Annotated in this window: 17 protein-coding genes, 1 tRNA gene, 1 rRNA gene and 1 pseudogene; 9 read left to right on the plus strand and 11 right to left on the minus strand. The window is 62.5% G+C overall.

Features of this window, described 5'->3' with window-relative positions:
• A 5S ribosomal RNA gene (gene rrf, locus AC788_RS22275) occupies positions 1 to 76 on the plus strand; the annotation flags it as partial.
• Positions 77 to 175: 99 nt separating this feature from the next.
• Here the strand turns inward: rrf and AC788_RS17245 are convergent.
• Positions 176 to 1,090, minus strand: a complete 915-nt coding sequence (locus AC788_RS17245) for a LysR family transcriptional regulator (protein WP_049861789.1) — start codon at positions 1,088 to 1,090, stop codon at positions 176 to 178.
• Positions 1,091 to 1,174: 84 nt separating this feature from the next.
• Between AC788_RS17245 and AC788_RS17250 the strand changes: the two genes are divergently transcribed.
• Positions 1,175 to 1,957, plus strand: coding sequence for an NAD(P)H-dependent oxidoreductase (locus AC788_RS17250; RefSeq protein ID WP_049861790.1), 783 nt, complete (start codon positions 1,175 to 1,177; stop codon positions 1,955 to 1,957).
• A gap of 61 nt (positions 1,958 to 2,018) precedes the next feature.
• Entirely contained in the window at positions 2,019 to 2,168 is a 150-nt protein-coding gene (locus tag AC788_RS21470; RefSeq protein ID WP_177327974.1) for a hypothetical protein, read from the plus strand.
• 50 nt (positions 2,169 to 2,218) lie between these two features.
• Here AC788_RS21470 and mksF read toward each other — a convergent pair whose 3' ends face one another.
• From mksF to mksB, 3 genes are read right to left on the minus strand one after another with little or no spacing between them, the layout of a single operon-like run.
• Entirely contained in the window at positions 2,219 to 5,050 is a 2,832-nt protein-coding gene (gene mksF / locus AC788_RS17255; protein ID WP_049861791.1) for an Mks condensin complex protein MksF, read from the minus strand.
• Positions 5,047 to 5,712, minus strand: coding sequence for an Mks condensin complex protein MksE (gene mksE / locus AC788_RS17260; RefSeq protein WP_049861792.1), 666 nt, complete (start codon positions 5,710 to 5,712; stop codon positions 5,047 to 5,049). Before mksE ends, mksF begins: the two co-directional genes overlap by 4 nt.
• Complete coding sequence (mksB, locus tag AC788_RS17265) at positions 5,702 to 6,991, minus strand: Mks condensin complex protein MksB (RefSeq protein ID WP_049861793.1); 1,290 nt, start codon at positions 6,989 to 6,991, stop codon at positions 5,702 to 5,704. The genes mksE and mksB overlap by 11 nt, the downstream gene beginning before the upstream one ends.
• 159 nt (positions 6,992 to 7,150) lie before the next feature.
• Here mksB and AC788_RS17270 point away from each other — a divergent pair, with 159 nt between their 5' ends.
• Together AC788_RS17270 and rimI are read left to right on the plus strand one after the other, a co-directional pair.
• Positions 7,151 to 7,960 (plus strand): hypothetical protein, encoded by an 810-nt coding sequence (locus tag AC788_RS17270; RefSeq protein ID WP_049861926.1) that lies wholly within the window; start codon positions 7,151 to 7,153, stop codon positions 7,958 to 7,960.
• Positions 7,953 to 8,405 (plus strand): ribosomal protein S18-alanine N-acetyltransferase, encoded by a 453-nt coding sequence (gene rimI / locus AC788_RS17275; protein ID WP_043186281.1) that lies wholly within the window; start codon positions 7,953 to 7,955, stop codon positions 8,403 to 8,405. The genes AC788_RS17270 and rimI overlap by 8 nt, the downstream gene beginning before the upstream one ends.
• 75 nt (positions 8,406 to 8,480) lie before the next feature.
• Here rimI and AC788_RS17280 read toward each other — a convergent pair whose 3' ends face one another.
• Positions 8,481 to 8,888 (minus strand): hypothetical protein, encoded by a 408-nt coding sequence (locus AC788_RS17280; protein WP_043186284.1) that lies wholly within the window; start codon positions 8,886 to 8,888, stop codon positions 8,481 to 8,483.
• 138 nt (positions 8,889 to 9,026) lie between these two features.
• On the opposite strand from AC788_RS17280, the gene can reads away from it, so the two are divergent.
• Together can and sodC are read left to right on the plus strand one after the other, a co-directional pair.
• On the plus strand, positions 9,027 to 9,665 hold the full coding sequence (can, locus tag AC788_RS17285) for a carbonate dehydratase (protein WP_049861794.1): 639 nt from the start codon (positions 9,027 to 9,029) through the stop codon (positions 9,663 to 9,665).
• A gap of 101 nt (positions 9,666 to 9,766) precedes the next feature.
• Positions 9,767 to 10,291 carry a superoxide dismutase family protein gene (gene sodC / locus AC788_RS17290; RefSeq protein WP_049861795.1) on the plus strand — a complete coding sequence of 175 codons (525 nt, stop codon included), beginning with the start codon at positions 9,767 to 9,769 and terminating at the stop codon, positions 10,289 to 10,291.
• Positions 10,292 to 10,449: 158 nt separating this feature from the next.
• On the opposite strand, the gene AC788_RS17295 is transcribed toward sodC, so the two are convergent.
• The 3 genes from AC788_RS17295 to AC788_RS17305 all read right to left on the minus strand — a co-directional run bounded on the left by AC788_RS17295 (position 10,450) and on the right by AC788_RS17305 (position 12,986).
• On the minus strand, positions 10,450 to 11,388 hold the full coding sequence (locus AC788_RS17295) for a 2-hydroxyacid dehydrogenase (RefSeq protein WP_049861796.1): 939 nt from the start codon (positions 11,386 to 11,388) through the stop codon (positions 10,450 to 10,452).
• Positions 11,389 to 11,494: 106 nt separating this feature from the next.
• Positions 11,495 to 11,571, minus strand: a tRNA-Met gene (locus tag AC788_RS17300).
• A gap of 119 nt (positions 11,572 to 11,690) precedes the next feature.
• Positions 11,691 to 12,986 (minus strand): NCS2 family permease, encoded by a 1,296-nt coding sequence (locus tag AC788_RS17305; RefSeq protein WP_049861797.1) that lies wholly within the window; start codon positions 12,984 to 12,986, stop codon positions 11,691 to 11,693.
• Between the two features lie 1,298 nt (positions 12,987 to 14,284).
• Here AC788_RS17305 and AC788_RS22280 point away from each other — a divergent pair.
• Positions 14,285 to 14,578, plus strand: a pseudogene (locus AC788_RS22280) (HAMP domain-containing protein); the annotation flags it as partial.
• A gap of 63 nt (positions 14,579 to 14,641) precedes the next feature.
• On the plus strand, positions 14,642 to 15,439 hold the full coding sequence (locus AC788_RS22285) for a methyl-accepting chemotaxis protein (RefSeq protein WP_442965551.1): 798 nt from the start codon (positions 14,642 to 14,644) through the stop codon (positions 15,437 to 15,439).
• 231 nt (positions 15,440 to 15,670) lie between these two features.
• Here AC788_RS22285 and AC788_RS17315 read toward each other — a convergent pair whose 3' ends face one another.
• From AC788_RS17315 to AC788_RS17325, 3 genes are read right to left on the minus strand one after another with little or no spacing between them, the layout of a single operon-like run.
• Entirely contained in the window at positions 15,671 to 16,828 is a 1,158-nt protein-coding gene (locus AC788_RS17315; protein WP_049861799.1) for an osmoprotectant ABC transporter ATP-binding protein OsmV, read from the minus strand.
• Complete coding sequence (locus tag AC788_RS17320) at positions 16,825 to 17,478, minus strand: ABC transporter permease (protein WP_049861800.1); 654 nt, start codon at positions 17,476 to 17,478, stop codon at positions 16,825 to 16,827. The genes AC788_RS17315 and AC788_RS17320 overlap by 4 nt, the downstream gene beginning before the upstream one ends.
• Positions 17,475 to 18,389, minus strand: coding sequence for a glycine betaine ABC transporter substrate-binding protein (locus AC788_RS17325; protein ID WP_049861801.1), 915 nt, complete (start codon positions 18,387 to 18,389; stop codon positions 17,475 to 17,477). The genes AC788_RS17320 and AC788_RS17325 overlap by 4 nt, the downstream gene beginning before the upstream one ends.
• Positions 18,390 to 18,396: the final 7 nt, after the last annotated feature.

An 18,396-nucleotide genomic window follows, 5' to 3' on the forward strand; every position in this document is an offset into this window, starting at 1 on the left:
CGAACTCAGCAGTGAAACGATGCATCGCCGATGGTAGTGTGGGGTTTCCCCATGTGAGAGTAGGTCATCGTCAAGATTCAATTCCGAAACCCCTATCTGCGTGAGCAGGTAGGGGTTTTGTCTTTCTTGAGGCAAAAATAACCACCTTGGCGGGTGGTTTTTTCAGCACGCCTGCCTATGGATCTGTGCCCCTGTGCATTCCAGAGGCGATGAGATCGCGCAGCCACACGTGGCCAGGGTCTCGATGCAGTCTTTCCGGCCATAACATGAGCATCTCAAAACCCGGAATAGCGAGTGGAGGTGTCTGGACGTGAAGGGCTGGCTGATCCTGCACAAGTCTTTCCGGCACCAGCGCGACCAGGTCACTGTGAACCAGTGCTGAGACAAGCGAGTTGAAAGTGGACACGGATAGAACGACTTTGCGTTCCAGCCCTTGGGCAGCCAGTGCCTGGTCCGTACCGCCAACGAAGCCAGCGCCATTGGGTGACACCACAGCGTGTTCAAGACCACAGAATGCCTTGAGTGAAAGCGGGGTTGCCAATGCGGGATGACCGCGACGCCCTGCCAGCACATAGCGTTCGTGAACCAAAGACTTGTGACGCAGTTTTGGTGGTGCTTCATCGCGGGTGTGCAGGGCCAGATCGATCCGACCATTTTCAAGGTCATCGGCGAGGCTGAGGGGACTCTTGTTCAACAGCACCAGGCGGGTGTCCGGTGCCAGGCGCCTGAGCACTGCCAACGATGGCCAGACCAATGCGGTCACGGCGTAATCACTCGCAGCGATCTTCCAGGTGTGATTGGACAGTGCAGGCTCGAATGGGGCGCTGGGGCTCAGCGTCGCTTCCAAAGCCACCAGCGCCTCACGCAACGGTCCGCGCAACGCCTTGGCCCGCTCGGTAGGTGACATCCCTCGCGGGCCTGGCAGCAACAAAGGATCGTCCAGAATCTCTCGCAGCCGACCCAGTTGCAGGCTGACTGTCGGTTGAGCCAGATTGAGGAGTCGGGCGGCGCGCGTGACGTTTTGCTCGGACAGCAGTGCATCCAGCGTGACCAGTAGATTGAGATCCAGGCGGCGCAAGGTATTGTGCATGTAAATACCAGCTGTTTCGGGAATTCATTTCTATCATAGCGAGTCAGTCGCTACCGTGTGGCATTCATTTACCTGGAGCTCCACATGAAGCTGCTGCTTGTCTACGCCCATCCTGAACCTCGATCCCTCAATGGTTCCCTCAAGGATTTCGCCATCGCTCACCTGAAAGCCGGGGGGCACGAAGTAGTCGTTTCGGATCTGTACGCCATGGGTTGGAAAGCGCCTCTGGATACCGACGATGCGCCTGGCTATGACAACCGAGCGCCTTTCAACCCTGCGCTTGAATCGCAGCGTGTGTTCGCTGCGGGCACGCAGCCGGTGGACATCGAGGGAGAACAGGAAAAGTTGCGTTGGGCGGACGCCGTGATCTTTCAGTTTCCACTGTGGTGGTTCTCGATGCCTGCAATCCTCAAGGGCTGGATCGAGCGCGTCTATGCCTACGGGTTTGCCTACGGCGTTGGCGAACACAGCGAAAGTCATTGGGGTGATCGCTACGGCGAAGGCAGCATGATGGGAAAGCGCGCCATGTTGGTGGTGACCATGGGCGGGTGGGAGCCTCATTACAGTGATCGAGGTGTGAACGGTGCGCTGAATGATCTGCTGTTCCCCATTCAACATGGCGTGCTTTTCTATCCTGGGTTCACGGTGATGCCGCCTTTTCCGATCTACAAAACCGGCAAAATGGACGCGACTCGGCTCGAACAGGTTTGTGAAGCCTACGCAGTCCGGCTGGATAATCTGTTCAGTGATGAGCCGCTGCGATTTCGTCGCCAGAATGGTGGGGACTATGAAATTCCGGCGTTGACTCTAAAGCCGCATGTTGCGCCTGGGCGTAACGATCTGGGCATCCATATGTGCGACGACTGAACGCTCGAAGGGTTGAAAAAGTCGAGTTCACGAAGACGTCGAGCCGGAGAATGCCGCCAGCTTGCATCTGCTGGAGAAGCTTGGATTTGCCCACGAAGGTACGTTGCGCGATGTCGAATACAAGGATGGGCGCTACATCAGCCTGCACCAGGTGAGCCTGATTGAGACCGACCCGGCGGCGGTTGAGCTGATCAGGCCGGCGAGTGGTTGAAGGCTTCAAAAAAAGCCCCGCTGTTGCGGGGCTCGTTCATTGCGTTGCGTTTACCGAGTGGCCTCGCTTTCGAGTGCAGCGACCGCTTTCGTCAGTTCGTCGTGGCGGCGGATGAATTTCCAGTCCGCTTCATCGATGTAGATGCCTTCGGCGCTGCTGCCGCCTTCGAGGTCGATGGCGACGTGAGCGGATACCTGTGGTTTCACGCTCGCCAGAATCGGCGTGAAACCCAGTTGCTGGCTGGTTTCCAGCAGGGCGGCCTGGTTGCGTTCGTCGATATCGGCGGCTTCGTCGAGGTAATAGGGCAGACGGATGCGGCCGGCCTGATCGCGATCCATCAGGTGCAGCAACAGGTACATGTTGGTCAGCGCCTTGATGGTCATTGTGGTGCCGTTGGAGGCGGCGCCATCGATGTCCGTGTGGATGACCGGTTGACCGTTGATCTTGGTGATTTCGAAGGCCAGTTCGAACAGGTCCTTGAGGCCGAGCTGGTTATGGTTGGCCGCGACCATGCGGGCCAGGTATTCCTTGGCCTCCTCGTTCTTGCTGTCCTGCTCGGCGCTCTGGTTGAGGTCGAACACGGAAAGGGTTTCGCCTTCCTCGTATTGGCCTGCGCTGTGGATGATCTGGTCGATGTGCTTGAGGGCGTCTTTGTTGGGTGCGAGCACGATGCGGAAGCTTTGCAGGTTGGACACCTGGCGCTTGTTGATCTCGCGGTTGAACAACGCCAGCTGATGTTCGAGGCTGTCGTAGTCGCTGCGGATGTTGCGCAGGGTCCGGGCGATGTCGGTGACGGCGGCGCGTCGAGCTTTGCCCAGAGTCAGGGCCTCGTCGGTGCGATGGGCATAGGCGTTGATCAGCAATTGCAGACGGCGCTCGACGTCGTCTTCACTGTCGAACTTGGCCACGCCTTTGAGGCGCACCTGGGCGTACAGGGCTTCGATCTGTCCGTCGACACGTTGCAGGCTCTGCCAGCTGTCCTGATAGTCATTGAGCAAAGGCAGCAGGTTGTCCATCGAGTCGTCGATCAGCTCCATGAAAGGCGCGCCGAATGGCAGATCGGCCGGGAGCAGGTGGCGGCGGCGCAGGGCATCGTCCAGGGTGCGCTGTTTGCTTTCCAGGTCGGCGATCTGTCGACCTACCAGTTGCAGCTTGGCTGACAGCTGTCCGACCCGCTCGGTGAAGGCATCGCTCGAGCGTGCCAGTTCGTCCTGGGCCGCTTCGAGTTGGGCAAGCTGTTCGAGTTTGTCCTGCTCTTCGCGGCTCAAAGTCTGGCTGCGACGGTAGTCTTCCAAGGCCTTCTGGGCATCCAGAACCTCCTGGTACAGCGTCTCGGAGCGCGACTTGCTGGCCGAGAGGTCCGCGGCAACGGCCTGCTGGGTCTTGAGTTGCTGCAATTCCTTTTCCAGGCGCGCATGTTGCTCGCGCAAGGCGGCGCGATCAGCCAGGGCCTGCAACACGGGCGGTTCGATGGTGGACAGGTCGATGGAGAGTCCGGGCAGTTCGAAGCGCTCGCCCTTGAAACGGTCGAGCACGGTCTGCACGGTGTCGACCCAGGCATTGCCGTCATCCAGGTCCAGGCCTCGTGGACCGGTGGGCAGGCTGAACAGCGCGCCATTGAACAGGCGCATCAGGCGGTCGACATCCTGCTGCGAGAACTCTTCGCGCAGGCGCGCGTAGCTGTTGTTGTCGGCATGCTCCAGTTGCTGGCGGATGGACTTGAGGCGCTGCTCGACGTCGCCGACCCGCTCCTGCAGGTCCTGTGCGCTGAACTGGCGAGACTGCGCCAGGGCGCCGGCCAGTTCGTCGTGGGCATCCTTGGCAGCCAGCAGCTGCTGCTCCAGCATCCGTACGTCGGTGACCAGCGCGAAGCGGTTCTTGAGGACCGAGAGTTCGCCGAGCCAGCGCTGGATGGTCGAGATTTCGCGCTCCATGCGCATGAGCTCCTGGGTGCTGCCGCGCTGGTTGGTCTGGAGCACATCCTGTTCGTTGCGGTAGTGCTCGGACTGGATGACCAGCTCTTCCTTGCGCGCGCCGGCATAGTCCTGCCAGGTACCCAGCAGCCCATCCAGGATCGGCGAGAGACGGTGCAGCTTGCCGCGCAGGCCGTCGCGCTGGGCGACGCCATTGGCCAGTGCCTCGACCAGCGGGCCGGCAGCGACCAGGGCGTTGTAGTCCTGCTCCATGCGGCGCACGTCGCGGAAGGCCTCTTCACAGGCGGCGATGTAGTCCACGCTGCCTGAGCGCAGGCTGTGCTCGAAGGCATCGAGGAACAGCTGCTTGAGTTTGGCCGCGGTGATTTCCCGCATGTGCAGCAGGTTGATGAACAGGGCGCGGAAGGTTTTCAGGCTCTGCTCGCTGGTCGAGCGCAGGGGGATCAGGGTGAGGTCGAGCGGTACGCTGGTGTGGCCGCCGACCAGCAGGCGACGCAGCTCCTCGGGTTTGAGCTCATAGGCCTTGAGGTTGTGACGTTCGAGGTTGCTGAACAGCTCTTTCTGGCGCAGGCAGGTGCCGTCCTGCTGGTAATGCGCCAGATCCAGTTCGCCTGCATAGGCAAAGAACTGATGGCCGAAGCCCCCGCCAGGACCGCGACCGACCACGCCGATGACATGGGGGCCGTGCGCCAGGACGACTTCGCAGAGGATGTAGCTGGTATCGGTGGCGAAATAGAAGCGACGCGACTGCTCCAGGGTGTACTTGCCGAAGCTCATGTCGGACATGCGCGCCAGGATCGGGAACTGCAGGGCGTTGATCGAGGCGCTCTTGCCCAGGTTGTTGGCGCCGTAGACCGACAGCGGCTGCTCCAGCGGGAACAGGCCCAGGCTGTAGCCGGCGGTGTTGAGCAAGGCGAAGCGGCGGATGCCGTAGCGTTCCTGGGTCATGCGTCGAGCTCCTGTCGCTCTTGGGCTATGGCGAGGGCCAAGGCCTGTTCGTCGCTGATGTCATCGCCCTCATCGGTGTCGTCACCGGCCAGCATCGGCACCGGCAGGGGCAGGGCGCTGTGCAGGCTGGCGGCCAGGTCGCGGTCCTGCTGCACCGATAGGCACACATCGAGGAAGCGATGCATCGGCGCCAGGAAGCGATAGATGCCATTGTCTTCGGCGGTGAAGCCGAGTTGGGTCATGCGCCGCAGGATCTTCTCTTCCAGTTCTTCCTGGGTCTGCACTTCGGCCTGCAGGAACAAGTCGCGGTATTTGTCCAACAGGGCCGGCAGTTCGTCGCGGCCCAGGCTGCCGCCATCGAGTACGGCAATCGGATCGCGGCCTTGATCGGCCAGGTGCTCCACCAGGATGAAGGTGAACAGGGACAGACGCTGCGCGGTCTTGTTGACCTGAGCGGCAGCGAGTTCGGGCACGAAGTAGTAGAAGCCGCGGGTATCGCAGACCAGTTCGAAGCCCAGGGCCTTGAACAGGCCGCGGTACACGTCCTGCAGGGTCGAGAGTTGCGAGTAGAGCTCCGGGTCGCGGCGGCTGATGTGAAAGCCTTTGAGCAGCTCGCGAAAGATCGGCGCCAGGTGGGTCAGTTCGTTGAGGTCAAGATGCATGTTCGGTGCTCGCGGAGTGTGCCGGGGTGACCGCTGTGGCGGGCTCTTCGCTGGAAAGCAGGGCGAAGGAGCGCAGGCTCAGCTGGTGCTCGCGGGTATGGTAGTCACGGCGTTCGAGGCGTTGGCGGGCAAAGCGCTTGTCCCGCGACAGGCGCGAGAACCAGTACAGCAGCTCATCGGTGGCGCCATCGGGTTCCTGATCAAGCAGCCAGAGCATCAGGTCGGGCATCGGCAGGGCGTTTTCGCAACGTTCGAGCATTTCCTTGACCGTGCGGGGTGCGCGCTGGCTGCCTGCGATGTCGCTCTTGTGCGCCTTGGGGAAGGGCGCGGGCTTGGCTTCGAAGCGGGCGAGGGCGTAAACGTAGGCTTCGACCTGGCTGGCGCTGCCCAGGAATGTGCTCTGCGGACGGCTGAACAATGGCAGGGCGGCCTGGGGGACGGCGTCCAGGCCTTTGCGGCGAATGGCCGAGAGTGCGAGGGCTGCGCCGCGGGTCACGGCGTTGTGACGGCGTGCTTCCTCGCGCAGGGGCAGCAGCAGTTCGCGGGCATGTCGCAGGGTCAGCTGCGCGCACGTCTGCATTTCCAGAATGCGCGCGTGGGTGCGCAACAGCATGTCGTCATCGACCAGGTGACCAAGGCGCTGCTGTTCACTGAGCAAACGCAGCAAGACGTTTTCGACCTTGCGCACGCCTTGCTCGAAAGCACCGTCGGCGTTGACCAGTTGGATCATGGGTTCGACGTATTCATCCCATGTCGCGAGGACCTCGGCGTAGCGCTGGCGCAGGTCAACCTGGCGATCGCGGGTCTTGGCCCGCTCGGCCACGCCCACCAGCGCCTGTTCGTCATTGGCCAGTTTCTTCAGGACATCGCGCACGCGCATGTCGAGCAGACGCAGCTGGCGAGCCAGGTCGTTGCCATCGCGAATGTCGAAGGCATCCTGGATGTGCCCGGCCAAACGTTCGAGGTGGCGCAGGTAGGCTTCGATCTCCAGGCACAGGCCCAGGCGGTGTTCGCGGCGCAGGTAGGCGAGGAAGTCGTGGATCTGCGCGTTGAGCTCGAAGCGGTTGGGGCTTTTCGCGACGGGTACCAGGATGTCCAGCCGGATCCAGGTGTCGAGCAGGCTGGTGATCTCCTGGGCAGTGCTGTCCAGACGTTGGGCAGTCAGCTGCTGACGCAGCTCGACAAGGCTCAGAGTGCCTTGGTCGAAGTGCTCGCACAGCGGCTCCAGCAGGGCCCAGTGGTCGGCGAGGGCGCGCAGCACGCGCTTGGGTTCGATCATCGGCTGGTCGACTCGTGCCAGGTTAAAGGGTCGCGATTGTACTGCATGATGGGGCGGGTTTTGGTGCTGCGCGCGAGCGCTTGTGTAAAACGTGGCGGCACTTCGTGTCGAACATCGGTAGAATCCACCGCCTCGACTTACCCACAGATGGCTGACCCTTTGCTCAACGAGTCCCGTCGCCGCGCCTATCTGGACGCCATGCAGGTAGTGCATTGGCTGCCCCGCACCGAGCTGCCGTTCGCAGCACCTTCGCGTGCCTGTGTACTTGCGCATGTCGAGGTGTTGCCGTCGCCGCTGGAGCCTGCCGAGCAGGCGGCGGTGACCTCGGCGCTGCCGAATGCTCCGCGCGCGGTGGAGCCTGCGATGCCCGATCCGGCCAAGGTTCAGCGGCCCAGGATCGAGGTGCCGCGGCCCAGCGTTGCACGTCCGGCCGTGGCTGCTGTGGCCGAAGAGGCCGTCGAGGCACCGGTCGCCAAACCGGTCAGTGCGCCGCCGCGTTTTGCCTTGCAGGTGCTGCGCGCCGGTCCTTGCTTGGTGCTGGTGGAGCTGGCGACGGGTCAGGCGTTCCAGAGCCGCGATCCTTCGTACCTGCTGCTCAAGGATATGCTGCGCGCTGCCGGCCTGCCCGATGCGCCGCAGATTCTGGGCGAGCCGATCCGCTGGCCGTTTCTGCAGCGCGGCCAGTTGGACCAGGGGCCGGATGCAGCCTGCGACTTCGTACAGGGCTTCGTCATGGCGCAGCTGGAGCAGGCACCGTGCACGTGCCTGTGGTTGGTCGGGCTGCCGGCCATTCGTTTTGCCGGGCGCGCCAATGCCGAAGATTACAACCGCGAGCTGGAAGTGGAAGGGCTTGGGCTGGCCTGGGCCGTGCCGGGTCTTGAGCTGTTGATGGATGAACCCGAGCGCAAGGCTGCCGTGTGGCAGGCGATGCGCCGTCTGTTACCGCGTTGGAAAAACCGTGATGAGTGATGCCGTAAGCTTTCGCCGAATGACCGAAGCGGATCTGGATGCCGTACTCAAGATCGAATTCGCTGCCTACACCCATCCGTGGACGCGGGGCATCTTTCTCGATGGTTTGAAATCATACGAGATCTGGTTGATGTTCGACGGCCAGCAACAGGTGGGCCATGGCGTGCTCAACGTCATCATCGACGAAGCTCATCTGCTGAACATCACCGTGAAGCCGGAAAACCAGGGCCGTGGGCTGGGTTTGAAGTTGCTTGAACGGCTGATGTCGCGAGCCTACGAGCTGGGCGGGCGTGAGTGCTTTCTGGAGCTGCGCGCCAGCAATCAGTCGGCGTACCGCCTGTACGAACGCTATGGCTTCAATGAGATCGGCAAGCGACGGGACTATTACCCCATGGCCGGTGGGCGCGAGGATGCGCTGGTCATGGCCTGCACGTTGTTCGAATGACTGCTTTGTTCAAATAAGCGCCACCGATCACTGCCCTGCAGGAACCTGGGAAAGTGATCGGTGTGGACGCTGGCCTCAGCGTTTGCCGTCGAGCGGATCGATCAGGGCCAGTTCTTCTTCATCCAAGCCATCGCCGCCGCCAATGTCATCTTCATCGACGAAGCTCAGTTCCTGATCAGCGGGACCGCTTTCGCCTGGCTCGTTGGGCGAACGTGCGCCATCTTCGTGGATCAATGTTTCTGGGCTCAGGTCGTCGTCGGTCGGATTGTGATCATCCATCGAGGCGCCGGTCAGGCCTGCTTCGCGTACGCGCTCTTCAGGGACCAGATGCTCCAGCTCGTCGGCGGGAATGGTGTCGCCGATCCTGCCGGTGGGACCGTCCGTGTCATCGAAATCCAGCTCGCGGACTTGGCCCATGCGATCTTCGGTGTCGTCGATCGGGTTAGGTTGTGGCGCATCGTAGGGGCGATGGGAGTCAGTCATTACGGCAATCCTCTGGTGTGTGTCTAGATAGGGTTGACCCTCATGCGGCTGGAAAGATTCAGCGTGATTTGTGGGGACCGACCGTGACCTTGTGCGGCGCTGGCCAGTCATAATCCAAATCATTCTTGAGGCTTGAACATGCATGATCTACAGGAACTGATCGACAACAACGCGCGCTGGGCCGAGGCGATCAAGGAAGAAGATCCGGAGTTCTTCGCCAAGCTGGCGCGTCAGCAGACCCCGGAGTTTCTCTGGATCGGCTGCTCGGACGCCCGGGTGCCAGCTAACGAGATCGTGGGCATGCTGCCGGGGGATCTGTTCGTGCACCGCAACGTGGCCAACGTGGTGCTGCACACCGATCTGAACTGCATGTCGGTGATCCAGTACGCGGTCGATGTACTCAAGGTCAAACACATCCTGGTGACCGGCCATTACGGCTGCGGCGGCGTGCGCGCAGCGATGCAGGATCGCCAGCTGGGCTTGATCGATGGCTGGCTGCGGACCATTCGCGACCTGTACTACGAGCACCGCAAGGTGCTGGCGACCTTGCCCACCGAAGAGGAGCAGGTCGACCGTCTGTGCGAACTCAACGTCATTCAGCAGGTGGCCAACGTCGGGCATACCAGCATTGTCCAGAACGCCTGGCACCGTGGTCAGGAGCTGTCGGTGCATGGCTGCATCTACGGCATCAAGGATGGCCGCTGGAAGAGCCTGGACGTGACCATCAGTGGCTTCGATCAACTGCCGCCGCAATACCGTCTGCGCGCGCTGGATTGATGGGCAGGAACGAGTGGGCCCGATTCGGGTTCTGAACGGGATGGGGCGGCGACTCGAGTCGCGGCCCTACCGGTAATCAAACGCGAAGCGAAGGAGGCACGATGAAGTCTTATGGCTGGCTTGCACTGATGGCTGCTATGTCGATCGGTAGCGCCAATGCGGCATCCAAGGAAGTCCAGATGAATCTGGTCAGCGCCGAGGGCGCGCCACAGCCGATCGGCACGGTGATGATCGAGGAAACGCCGTACGGGCTGGAGTTCACGCCGCAGCTCAAGTCGCTGCCGGCAGGCGTGCATGGTTTCCACGTACATGCCAATGGCAGCTGCGCGGCGGCGATGAAGGACGGCAAGATGTCGGCTGCGGAAGCGGCAGGCGGGCACTTCGATCCACAGAAGACCGGCAAGCACCTGGGTCCCTATGATGCCAAAGGTCACCTGGGGGATCTGCCGGCGATCTATGTGAATGCCGATGGCACCGCGACCTATCCGGTGCTGGCGCCGCGCTTGAAGAAATTGAGCGAAGTGGAAGGGCATGCGTTGATGGTGCATGCCGGTGGTGATAATCATGCTGATTCGCCAGCACCGCTGGGGGGTGGTGCGGCGCGGATGGCTTGTGGGGTGATTTGATCTTTGTGTGAGGTTGGGGAGCGGTGGTGCGGCCTTCGCGGGCAGAGGGCTCGCAGTCCGTCCCGGTCCTACAGCTGTTTTATCCTGATGTATCGTGGTGCGTTCTTCGCGGGCAGAGCCCGCTCCCACAGATCGTGCATGCCGAAGTAGGGTGGTGGTCAAAGCTGAACGGGTGTCAGCACCGGTTCGCCACTGAAGAATGCGCTCAGGTTGCGTTCAACCATCGTCACCGTGTCTCGCGTGGCTTCTGGTGAGAGGCCGGCCACGTGAGGCGTCAGGACGACGTTGTGCAGCGTCTTGAAGGCGTCTGGTACGTTGGGCTCGTCGTCGAACACGTCCAGCGCCGCACCGGCTATGGTATGGGTTTGCAGAGCCGTCAGTAGATCGTCCGTCGCCACTACACTGCCGCGGGCGATGTTTACCAGAAACCCCTGCGGACCCAGTGCTTTCAGCACGCTGGCGTCGACAATGGCGCGGGTTTGCGCGCCGCCCGGTGTGGCAATCACCAAAATATCGCTGACTGCGGCCAGCTCTGTCGGGCTGGCGCAGTACCCATAGTCGACATCATCGCGTTGCGTGCGGTTGTGGTAGTGCACGCTCATGTCGAAACCCAACGCGGCGCGCTTGGCGATTGCCAGGCCGACGGCTCCCAGCCCGATGATGCCCAGCCGCTTGCCGGCCACCGAAGGGCGCATGCTCTTGACCCACTCGCCACGCCGGACCGACGCATCGGCGCGCGGAATATCGCGCATCAGGGCCAGCAAGAGCGCCAGGGTGTGGTCAGCCACCGAGGATGCATTCACCCCAGCCCCGTTGGTCACGGTCAAGCCGTGTGCCTTGGCGGCTGACAGATCGACGTTCTCGTAGCCTGCGCCCAGTACGCAGATGATGCGCAGCTTAGGGAGAGCCGCCATCTCTTCCGCCGTCAAACCCAACGGGCCACGGGTGAGCACGGCATCGATGCGGTCCGCGTGGTCGGCGATCGCCTTGGCACGCTCGGCAGGCGAGGGCGCCATGATCAGGTTGTAGCCTTGATCTTCGAGAATCGACACGTAGTCGTTGATGGTTTCGACCAGCACCAGCACCGTTGCACGCATGGAGACCTCCGGGGTGGGAAATGAAGGCCATGGTAGCAAGTTGTGGTCATGCGCAAATGCGCGCATAAAAAAAGGGCCTACCTTTCGGTAAGCCCTTTTTCGTACTTGGTGGCTACACAGGGACTTGAACCCCGGACCCCAGCATTATGAATGCTATGCTCTAACCAACTGAGCTATGTAGCCAAGTGGCGCGCATTATTCGCTTGAAACGGGATTGTGTCAACACCTCTTTGCAAAATATTTATGCGTGCGATCAAACGCTTAGGCCATGCGCGGGTACAAGGGCACGCGCGGCGCGGCGATCAGCCACCGAACCAGCCCAGCTTGATGACGAAGATGATCGACAGCACGACCAGTGCCGAATTGAGTTCGCGCCATTTGCCGCTCAGCAGTTTGACCGCTGTCCAGGTGATGAAGCCGAACGCGATGCCGTTGGCGATCGAGTAGGTCAGTGGCATGGCCAGTGCGGTGACGACGACGGGTGCGGCAACGGTGATGTCGTCCCAGTCGATCTCTGCCAGCCCCGATGCCATCAGTACCGCCACGAACAGTAGGGCGGGGGCGGTGGCGAACGCTGGAACGCTGCCGGCCAAGGGCGCGAAGAACAGCGCCAGGAGGAACAGGCAGGCGACCACGATGGCGGTCAGGCCGGTTCGCCCACCGGCGCTGACGCCCGCTGCCGATTCGATGTAGCTGGTGGTGGTCGAGGTGCCCAGCAGCGAGCCGGCCAGTGCGGCGGTGCTGTCGGCGATCAGGGCGCGGCCCATTTTCGGCATGTGGCCGTCCTTGCCCATCAGGCCGGCACGCTTGGCCACGCCGATGAGGGTGCCGGAGTTGTCGAACAAATCGACGAAGAGGAAGGCGAAGATCACGCTGATCAGGCCGACGTCGAACGCACCCTTGATGTCCAGTTGCAGGAAGGTCGGCGCCAATGATGGCGGCATCGATACCACGCCGCCGAACGGCGTGATGCCGAGCACGATGGACAGCACGGTGATCAGCAGGATGCCGATCAGCACCGAGCCGCGGACCTTGAGCGCTTCCAGGGCGACGATGATGAAGAAGCCGAGGATCGCCAGGACCGGCTCGGGTTTGGACAGGTCACCCATGCCGACCAGAGTGGCCGGGTTGGCGACCACGATCTTGGCGTTTTGCAGTGCGATCAGCGCCAGGAACAGGCCGATGCCTGCGGCGATGGCTGAACGCAGTGGCAAGGGAATGCTGTTGATGATCCATTCGCGGATGCGGAAGATCGACAGGAGGAAGAAGCACACGGCCGAGATGAACACCGCGCCCAGTGCAACCTGCCAGCTGTGGCCCAGGTGCAGGACTACGGTGTAGGTGAAGAACGCATTGAGGCCCATGCCCGGCGCCAGGGCGATCGGGTAGTTGGCGATCAGGCCCATGATCGCCGAGCCGATGGCTGCCGCCAGGCAGGTCGCGACGAACAGGGCACCCTTGTCCATGCCGGTTTCGCCCAGGATGCTGGGGTTGACGAACAGGATGTAGGCCATGGCCAGGAAGGTGGTGACCCCGGCGAGGATTTCCGTGCGCACGGTGGTGTTGTGCGCCTTGAGCTTGAAGAATGAGTCCAGCATGTTGCTCCCCTGGGACGATGGACGCCGGATCGTGCGGCGACGGTGTGTGTAGCGAGCCAGCCTGAGCGAGCGTTGGCGTGTGCTGAAACATAACTGTGTGGTCAGCTTTTGCGGTTTGCGTGTAGCAGGTTCCGGGCCATGTCATTGGAGGCGGTGTTTGCGGGCCATCGGTAATGCGTTACGGCTCTCTTGCCACTTCCGGTTACACATTCTTTGCACTGATTGGAAGCAGGGAGTCGGGGGCTTCTGCACCAAAGGGGAGCCGCGCCAGCGGTGGGGCGATCCGGGGTACAGGCAAAGGCAGGGCAGGGTGATTGGTCTGAATCTTGCTGAGATGGCATTTTGCTGGCGCCACGTTTCCGTAGGTACCTGCAGTCTCCGTGGAGTTGTCGGACATGCATGCTTTGTTGTCGCCGGGTATCCGGTTGCTGGGTCGCTATGGTTTCGCGCGCAAGTTTCAGTTGCTGTTTCTCCTGTTCATGCTGCCGCTGGTAGGCAGTCTGTGGCTGTTGGGGGAAGACTTTCGCGACCGGCTGGCAGTCATCAATGCCGAGCGCAGCGGCGTGCATCAGTTGCTGGCACTCGACAGCCTGGATGCGCAGCTGTCGGCGCAGCGCAACCGTGCCGCGCGCTGGAAAGCGGTGGATATCCAGCGCCAGCCAACGCCCGAGGCGCAGGCGGCGATCGCTGCGCTGGAGGCGGCCACGCCGGGGATCCAGGCGTCGCTCGACAAGCTGGGCAGCGAGCTGGCACGCGAAAAGGCGCCTGCCGATACCCTGGGGCGGCTGCAAGCGGTACAAACCGCGACCAGGGGGCTGGATCTGGCGAGCCTGCGCCAAGTGGGTTGGTGGCCTGACGGCTACGATCGCTTCACGACCGCGCTGACGTCGGTGCAGGTGCTGCGCGAGCAGATCGCCATGGCCAGCGGATTGATCGTCGATCCATGGCGGGAAACCTATCTCCTGATGCAGATCGCGACCCAGCAGGCGCCTGATCTGATCGAGCGCGTCGGACGGTTGGGCAGCATTGGTCATTCGTCATTGGTAGCGGGGCAGTTCAGCCTGCAGAGTCGTCTGCAGATGCGTGATCTGCGCAGCCGCATCAACGATGCGCGCGAGCAGCTGGTGAAAGCCGGCGGCGCCTTGCAGCAGCGCTTGCCGGAACAACTGCGTGGCTGGGACGAGCAGTATCAGAAAGCGCTGGGTACGTTGGACGACGAGTTGAAGCGTCTGGACGAGAATCTGTTCGGCGGCGACATCAAGCTGTCTGCCGCGCAGTTCGAAAGCAGTATCGACGGCATGCTGGGCGCCCTGAACGAACTGCGTCACGAGTCGCTGAAGTCGTTGGAATGGCGGCTGGATCACTATCACGATCAGGCCGTTCGCCAGTTGATTCCAGGCGCTGCGGTATTCGCCCTGTTGCTGTTGGCCGCGTTGTACCTGTTCGTGTGCCTGCAGGCGTCGATTCGGCGCAGCGCCAGCGGGATCACCACGTTGGCGCAATCGCTGCGCGATGGCGATCTGAGTGTTCAGGTAGCGGTGCAGGGGCGTGACGAGCTGGCGGCGATCAGTACGGCGCTCAATGCCGCCGTGGTGCAATTGCGTGGCAGTCTGCTGGGGGTCAACCACGAGACCGTGCAGTTGAGCCAGGCGGTGGTGACGCTCAATAGCCAATCCAGCGGCACGCTCGATGAAGTAGAGGCGCAGCAGCAACAGATCAGCCAGATCGCGGCGGCGGCCACGCAGCTGGCCGCCACTTCACAAGGCGTGGCCCGCAGTTGCGAGGAGGCTTCGGGCAGTGCCCAGCACACCCGGCAGATTGCCGAAGACAGCAGCCGCGACAGCCAACGCACCACTGCCAGTATCCAGCAGCTCAACCAGCGCCTGAACGACACGGCCCAGGCGCTTGGCCGGGTGAGTGAACAGGGGCAGCAGATCCAGTCGGTGGTGGATGCGATCCGCGGTATTGCCGAGCAGACCAATCTGCTGGCGCTCAATGCGGCCATCGAGGCGGCCCGGGCGGGCGAGCAGGGGCGCGGCTTTGCGGTGGTGGCCGATGAGGTGCGCAGCCTGTCGCAGCGCACGCAAGCGTCCACCGGGCAGATTGCCGGGACGGTGGAAAGCCTGCGTTCGACGGTCAAGCAGGCCGTGGATTTGATGCAGGCCGCGTGTGGGCAGGCGCAGGTCGATGCGCAGTCGGTGATGGGCCTGGGCGAGCGGCTGGGTGAGATTGCCGGAGCGGTGCAGGGGGTGACCGATACCCTGGCGCAGATCGCCACGGCGGTGGAGGAGCAGGCCGCCACGGCCGATGAGGTGAGCAGCAATATCCAGCAGGTGGATCAGGCCGCGGTGCGCCTGCTCGATGGTGCGCGGGCTGTGAACCAGGCGGCGGATCGGTTGGGGGAGGGGAGCCGGGTGCTGAGCGAGAATACGGCGCGGTTCAATCTGGGGTAGGGCCGGGGGATTGCGGGGGGCTTTCGCGGCCAATGACCGCTCCTACGGGTGAGTTGTGTGCAGCTCGTAGGAGCGGTCATCGGCCGCGAAGCATTCAGTGCGGTCTTTCTGATGGACTGCGGGGTGGCTTTCGCGGCCAATGACCGCTCCTACGGGTGAGTTGTGTGCAGTTCGTAGGAGCGGTCCTCGGCCGCGAAGCATCCGGTGCGGTCTTTCACGCGAGGGTGCCGATCAGGCCTGGGCGGTTTCGGCGGGGGAGACGATGCTGGTTTTCATGCCGCGCGGGCGGCCTGAGCTGAGGTAGGCGGCGATCGATTCCTGGGTCACTTCGCCGAGGAACACGTTCTCCGCGTCCAGCACCGGTAGCCATGAGCGGTTGAATTCGTACATGCGCGACAGCAGGATGCGCAGGTGCTCGTCGTAGGCCGCCGTGGCGTTGAATTCACGCAGGAAGTCGACGCAGCTGCCGACCTGGCGATACAGGTCACGGCGGCGCACATAGCCCATGGCCTTGTTTTGCGCATCGGTAACCACGACGTAGCGGCGGTCGTGTTCGTCCATCAGTTCCAGTGCATCGGCCACCGGCGTTTCCGGGCTCACCGACGGTGCGTTGTCGGCGGCGTCCTCGGCCTTGACCAGCAGCAGGCGCTTGAGCGTGCTGTCCTGGCCGACGAAGTTGCTGACGAAGTCGTCCACCGGATGGGCCAGCAAGGTGTCGGGATGGTCGATCTGCAGCAGCTTGCCGGCACGGAAGATGGCGATCTTGTCGCCCAGCTTGATCGCTTCGTCGATGTCATGGCTGACCATGATCACGGTCTTGTTCAAGGCCCGCTGCATCTCGAAGAACTCGTTCTGGATCATCTCGCGGTTGATCGGGTCGACCGCGCCGAAGGGCTCGTCCATCAACAGCAACGGCGCTTCGGCGGCCAAGGCGCGGATCACGCCGATGCGCTGTTGCTGGCCGCCCGAGAGTTCGCGCGGGTAGCGGTGCAGGTACTGCTTGGGTTCCAGCTTGATCATGCTCATCAGCTCGCGGGCGCGCTCGGCGCAGCGCTTCTTGTCCCAGCCGAGCAGGCGCGGGACCACGGTGATGTTCTCCTCGATGGTCATGTTGGGAAACAGGCCGATCTGCTGGATCACATAGCCGATGTTGCGGCGCAGGGTCACTTCGTCCAGGCCGGTGGTGTCCTCGCCGTTGATCAGGACCTTGCCGGAGGTGGGCATGATCAGCCGGTTGATCATTTTCAGCGTGGTGCTCTTGCCGCAGCCCGAGGGCCCGAGGAATACGCAGATCTCGCCTTCGTTGACGGTCAGGCTTACCGCGTCGACGGCTTTGACTTCCTTGCCGTTGCTGTGGAAGGTCTTGGTCAGGTTCTGAAGTTCGATCATTTTAATAATCCTTTGGGAGTCAGGGCGCGTTGCAGCCATTGCAGGAGCAGGTCGGCGATGATCGCCAAGACACTGACCAGCACGGCGCCGACGATGAGCATGGACATGTCGCTGCGGCTGATGGAAGTGAGGATGAGAACGCCCAGGCCGCCGGCGCCGATGGTGGCGGCAATGGTCATGACGCCGATGTTCATCACCACGGCGGTGCGCACGCCGGCGAGGATCACCGGCACGGCGATGGGCAGTTCGACCATGCGCAGGCGCTGGCCAAAGGTCATGCCGATGCCCTTGGCCGCTTCGCGGATGCCGGGCTCCACGCCGGTCAGGGCCAGGTAGGTATTACGCAGGATCGGCAGCAGCGAGTAGAGAAACACGGCGGTGATGGCCGGCAGTGGGCCAAGGCCCTGGCCGAACTTGGAATAGAACGGCAGCAGCAGCCCGAACAGGGCGATCGAGGGGATCGTCAGCAGCACCGTGGCGCAGGCCTGCAGGGGCCCGGCGAGTGCCGGAAAGCGGGTCATCAGGATGCCGATGGGCACGCCGAAGAGGATGGCCAGGCTGACGGCGATGCCGACCAGCGTGATGTGCTGCCAGGTCAGTTGCAGCACCAACGGCCAGTCGAGGTGGGAGAAGGTGTCGAGGAAACTCATGGCTTCTCCTGGGCTTGATCGTTGATCGGATGGGCCTTGAGAAACTCGGCCGCGACGACAGTCGGGCTGCGGTGCGCAACGTCGACCTGGGCATTGAGCTCACGCATGGTGGCATCGTCAAGCATCTGCGCCAGCGGCTTGAGCTGCGCAGCCAGTTGCGGATGGGCGTCGAGCAGTTGTTGGCGAACCACGGGCGCTGCGGTGTAGTCGGGGAAGTACTTGAGGTCGTCTTCGAGCAGCTTGAGCTTGAACGCGTTGAGGCGGCCATCGGTGGTATAGACGAGGCCGGTGAAGACCTGCCCGTTGCGCAGCGCGGTATAGACCAGGCCGGCATCCATCTGGCGAATGTCACGCCGGGTGAATTTCAGGTCGTAGGTCTGGGTCAAGCCCACCAGGCCGTCGGAGCGGTTGGCGAACTCGGTGTCCAGGGCCAGGATATGGCCTTTCTTCGGCTCGTCGATCAGCACCTGGTTCAATTGGCTGATGGTGTTGACCTGGGGATATGCCTTGGCAATGTCTTCAGGCAAGGCCAGGGCGTAGGTGTTGCTGAACCGCGAGGGGGTCAGCCAGACCAGTCCTTTTTTGCCGTCCAGCTCCTTGACTCGCGCGTAGGTTGCGGCGCTGTCGAGCTTTTCGTCGATGTGGTTGTAGGACACCAGAGAGACGCCGGTGTATTCCCAGAGCATGTCCAATTGGCCGCTTTCCTGGGCACTGCGCGCCAGGTTGCTGCCCAGGCCGCCGGTGACCCGTACGTCGTAGCCCTTGCTGCCCAGGTATTGGGCGGTAATGGCCGCCAGTACGGTTTGCTCGGTGAACACCCGCGCGCCGAGGCGGATCACGGGTTTGTCCGCGGCCTGCGCGACGCCCGCGCACAGCAGGGCCAAGCCCAGTACGATGCTTAACTTCTTCATTGAATTC

Source organism: Pseudomonas sp. RIT-PI-a, assembly GCF_001187875.1.
GTDB classification, from domain to species: domain Bacteria; phylum Pseudomonadota; class Gammaproteobacteria; order Pseudomonadales; family Pseudomonadaceae; genus Aquipseudomonas; species Aquipseudomonas coleopterorum.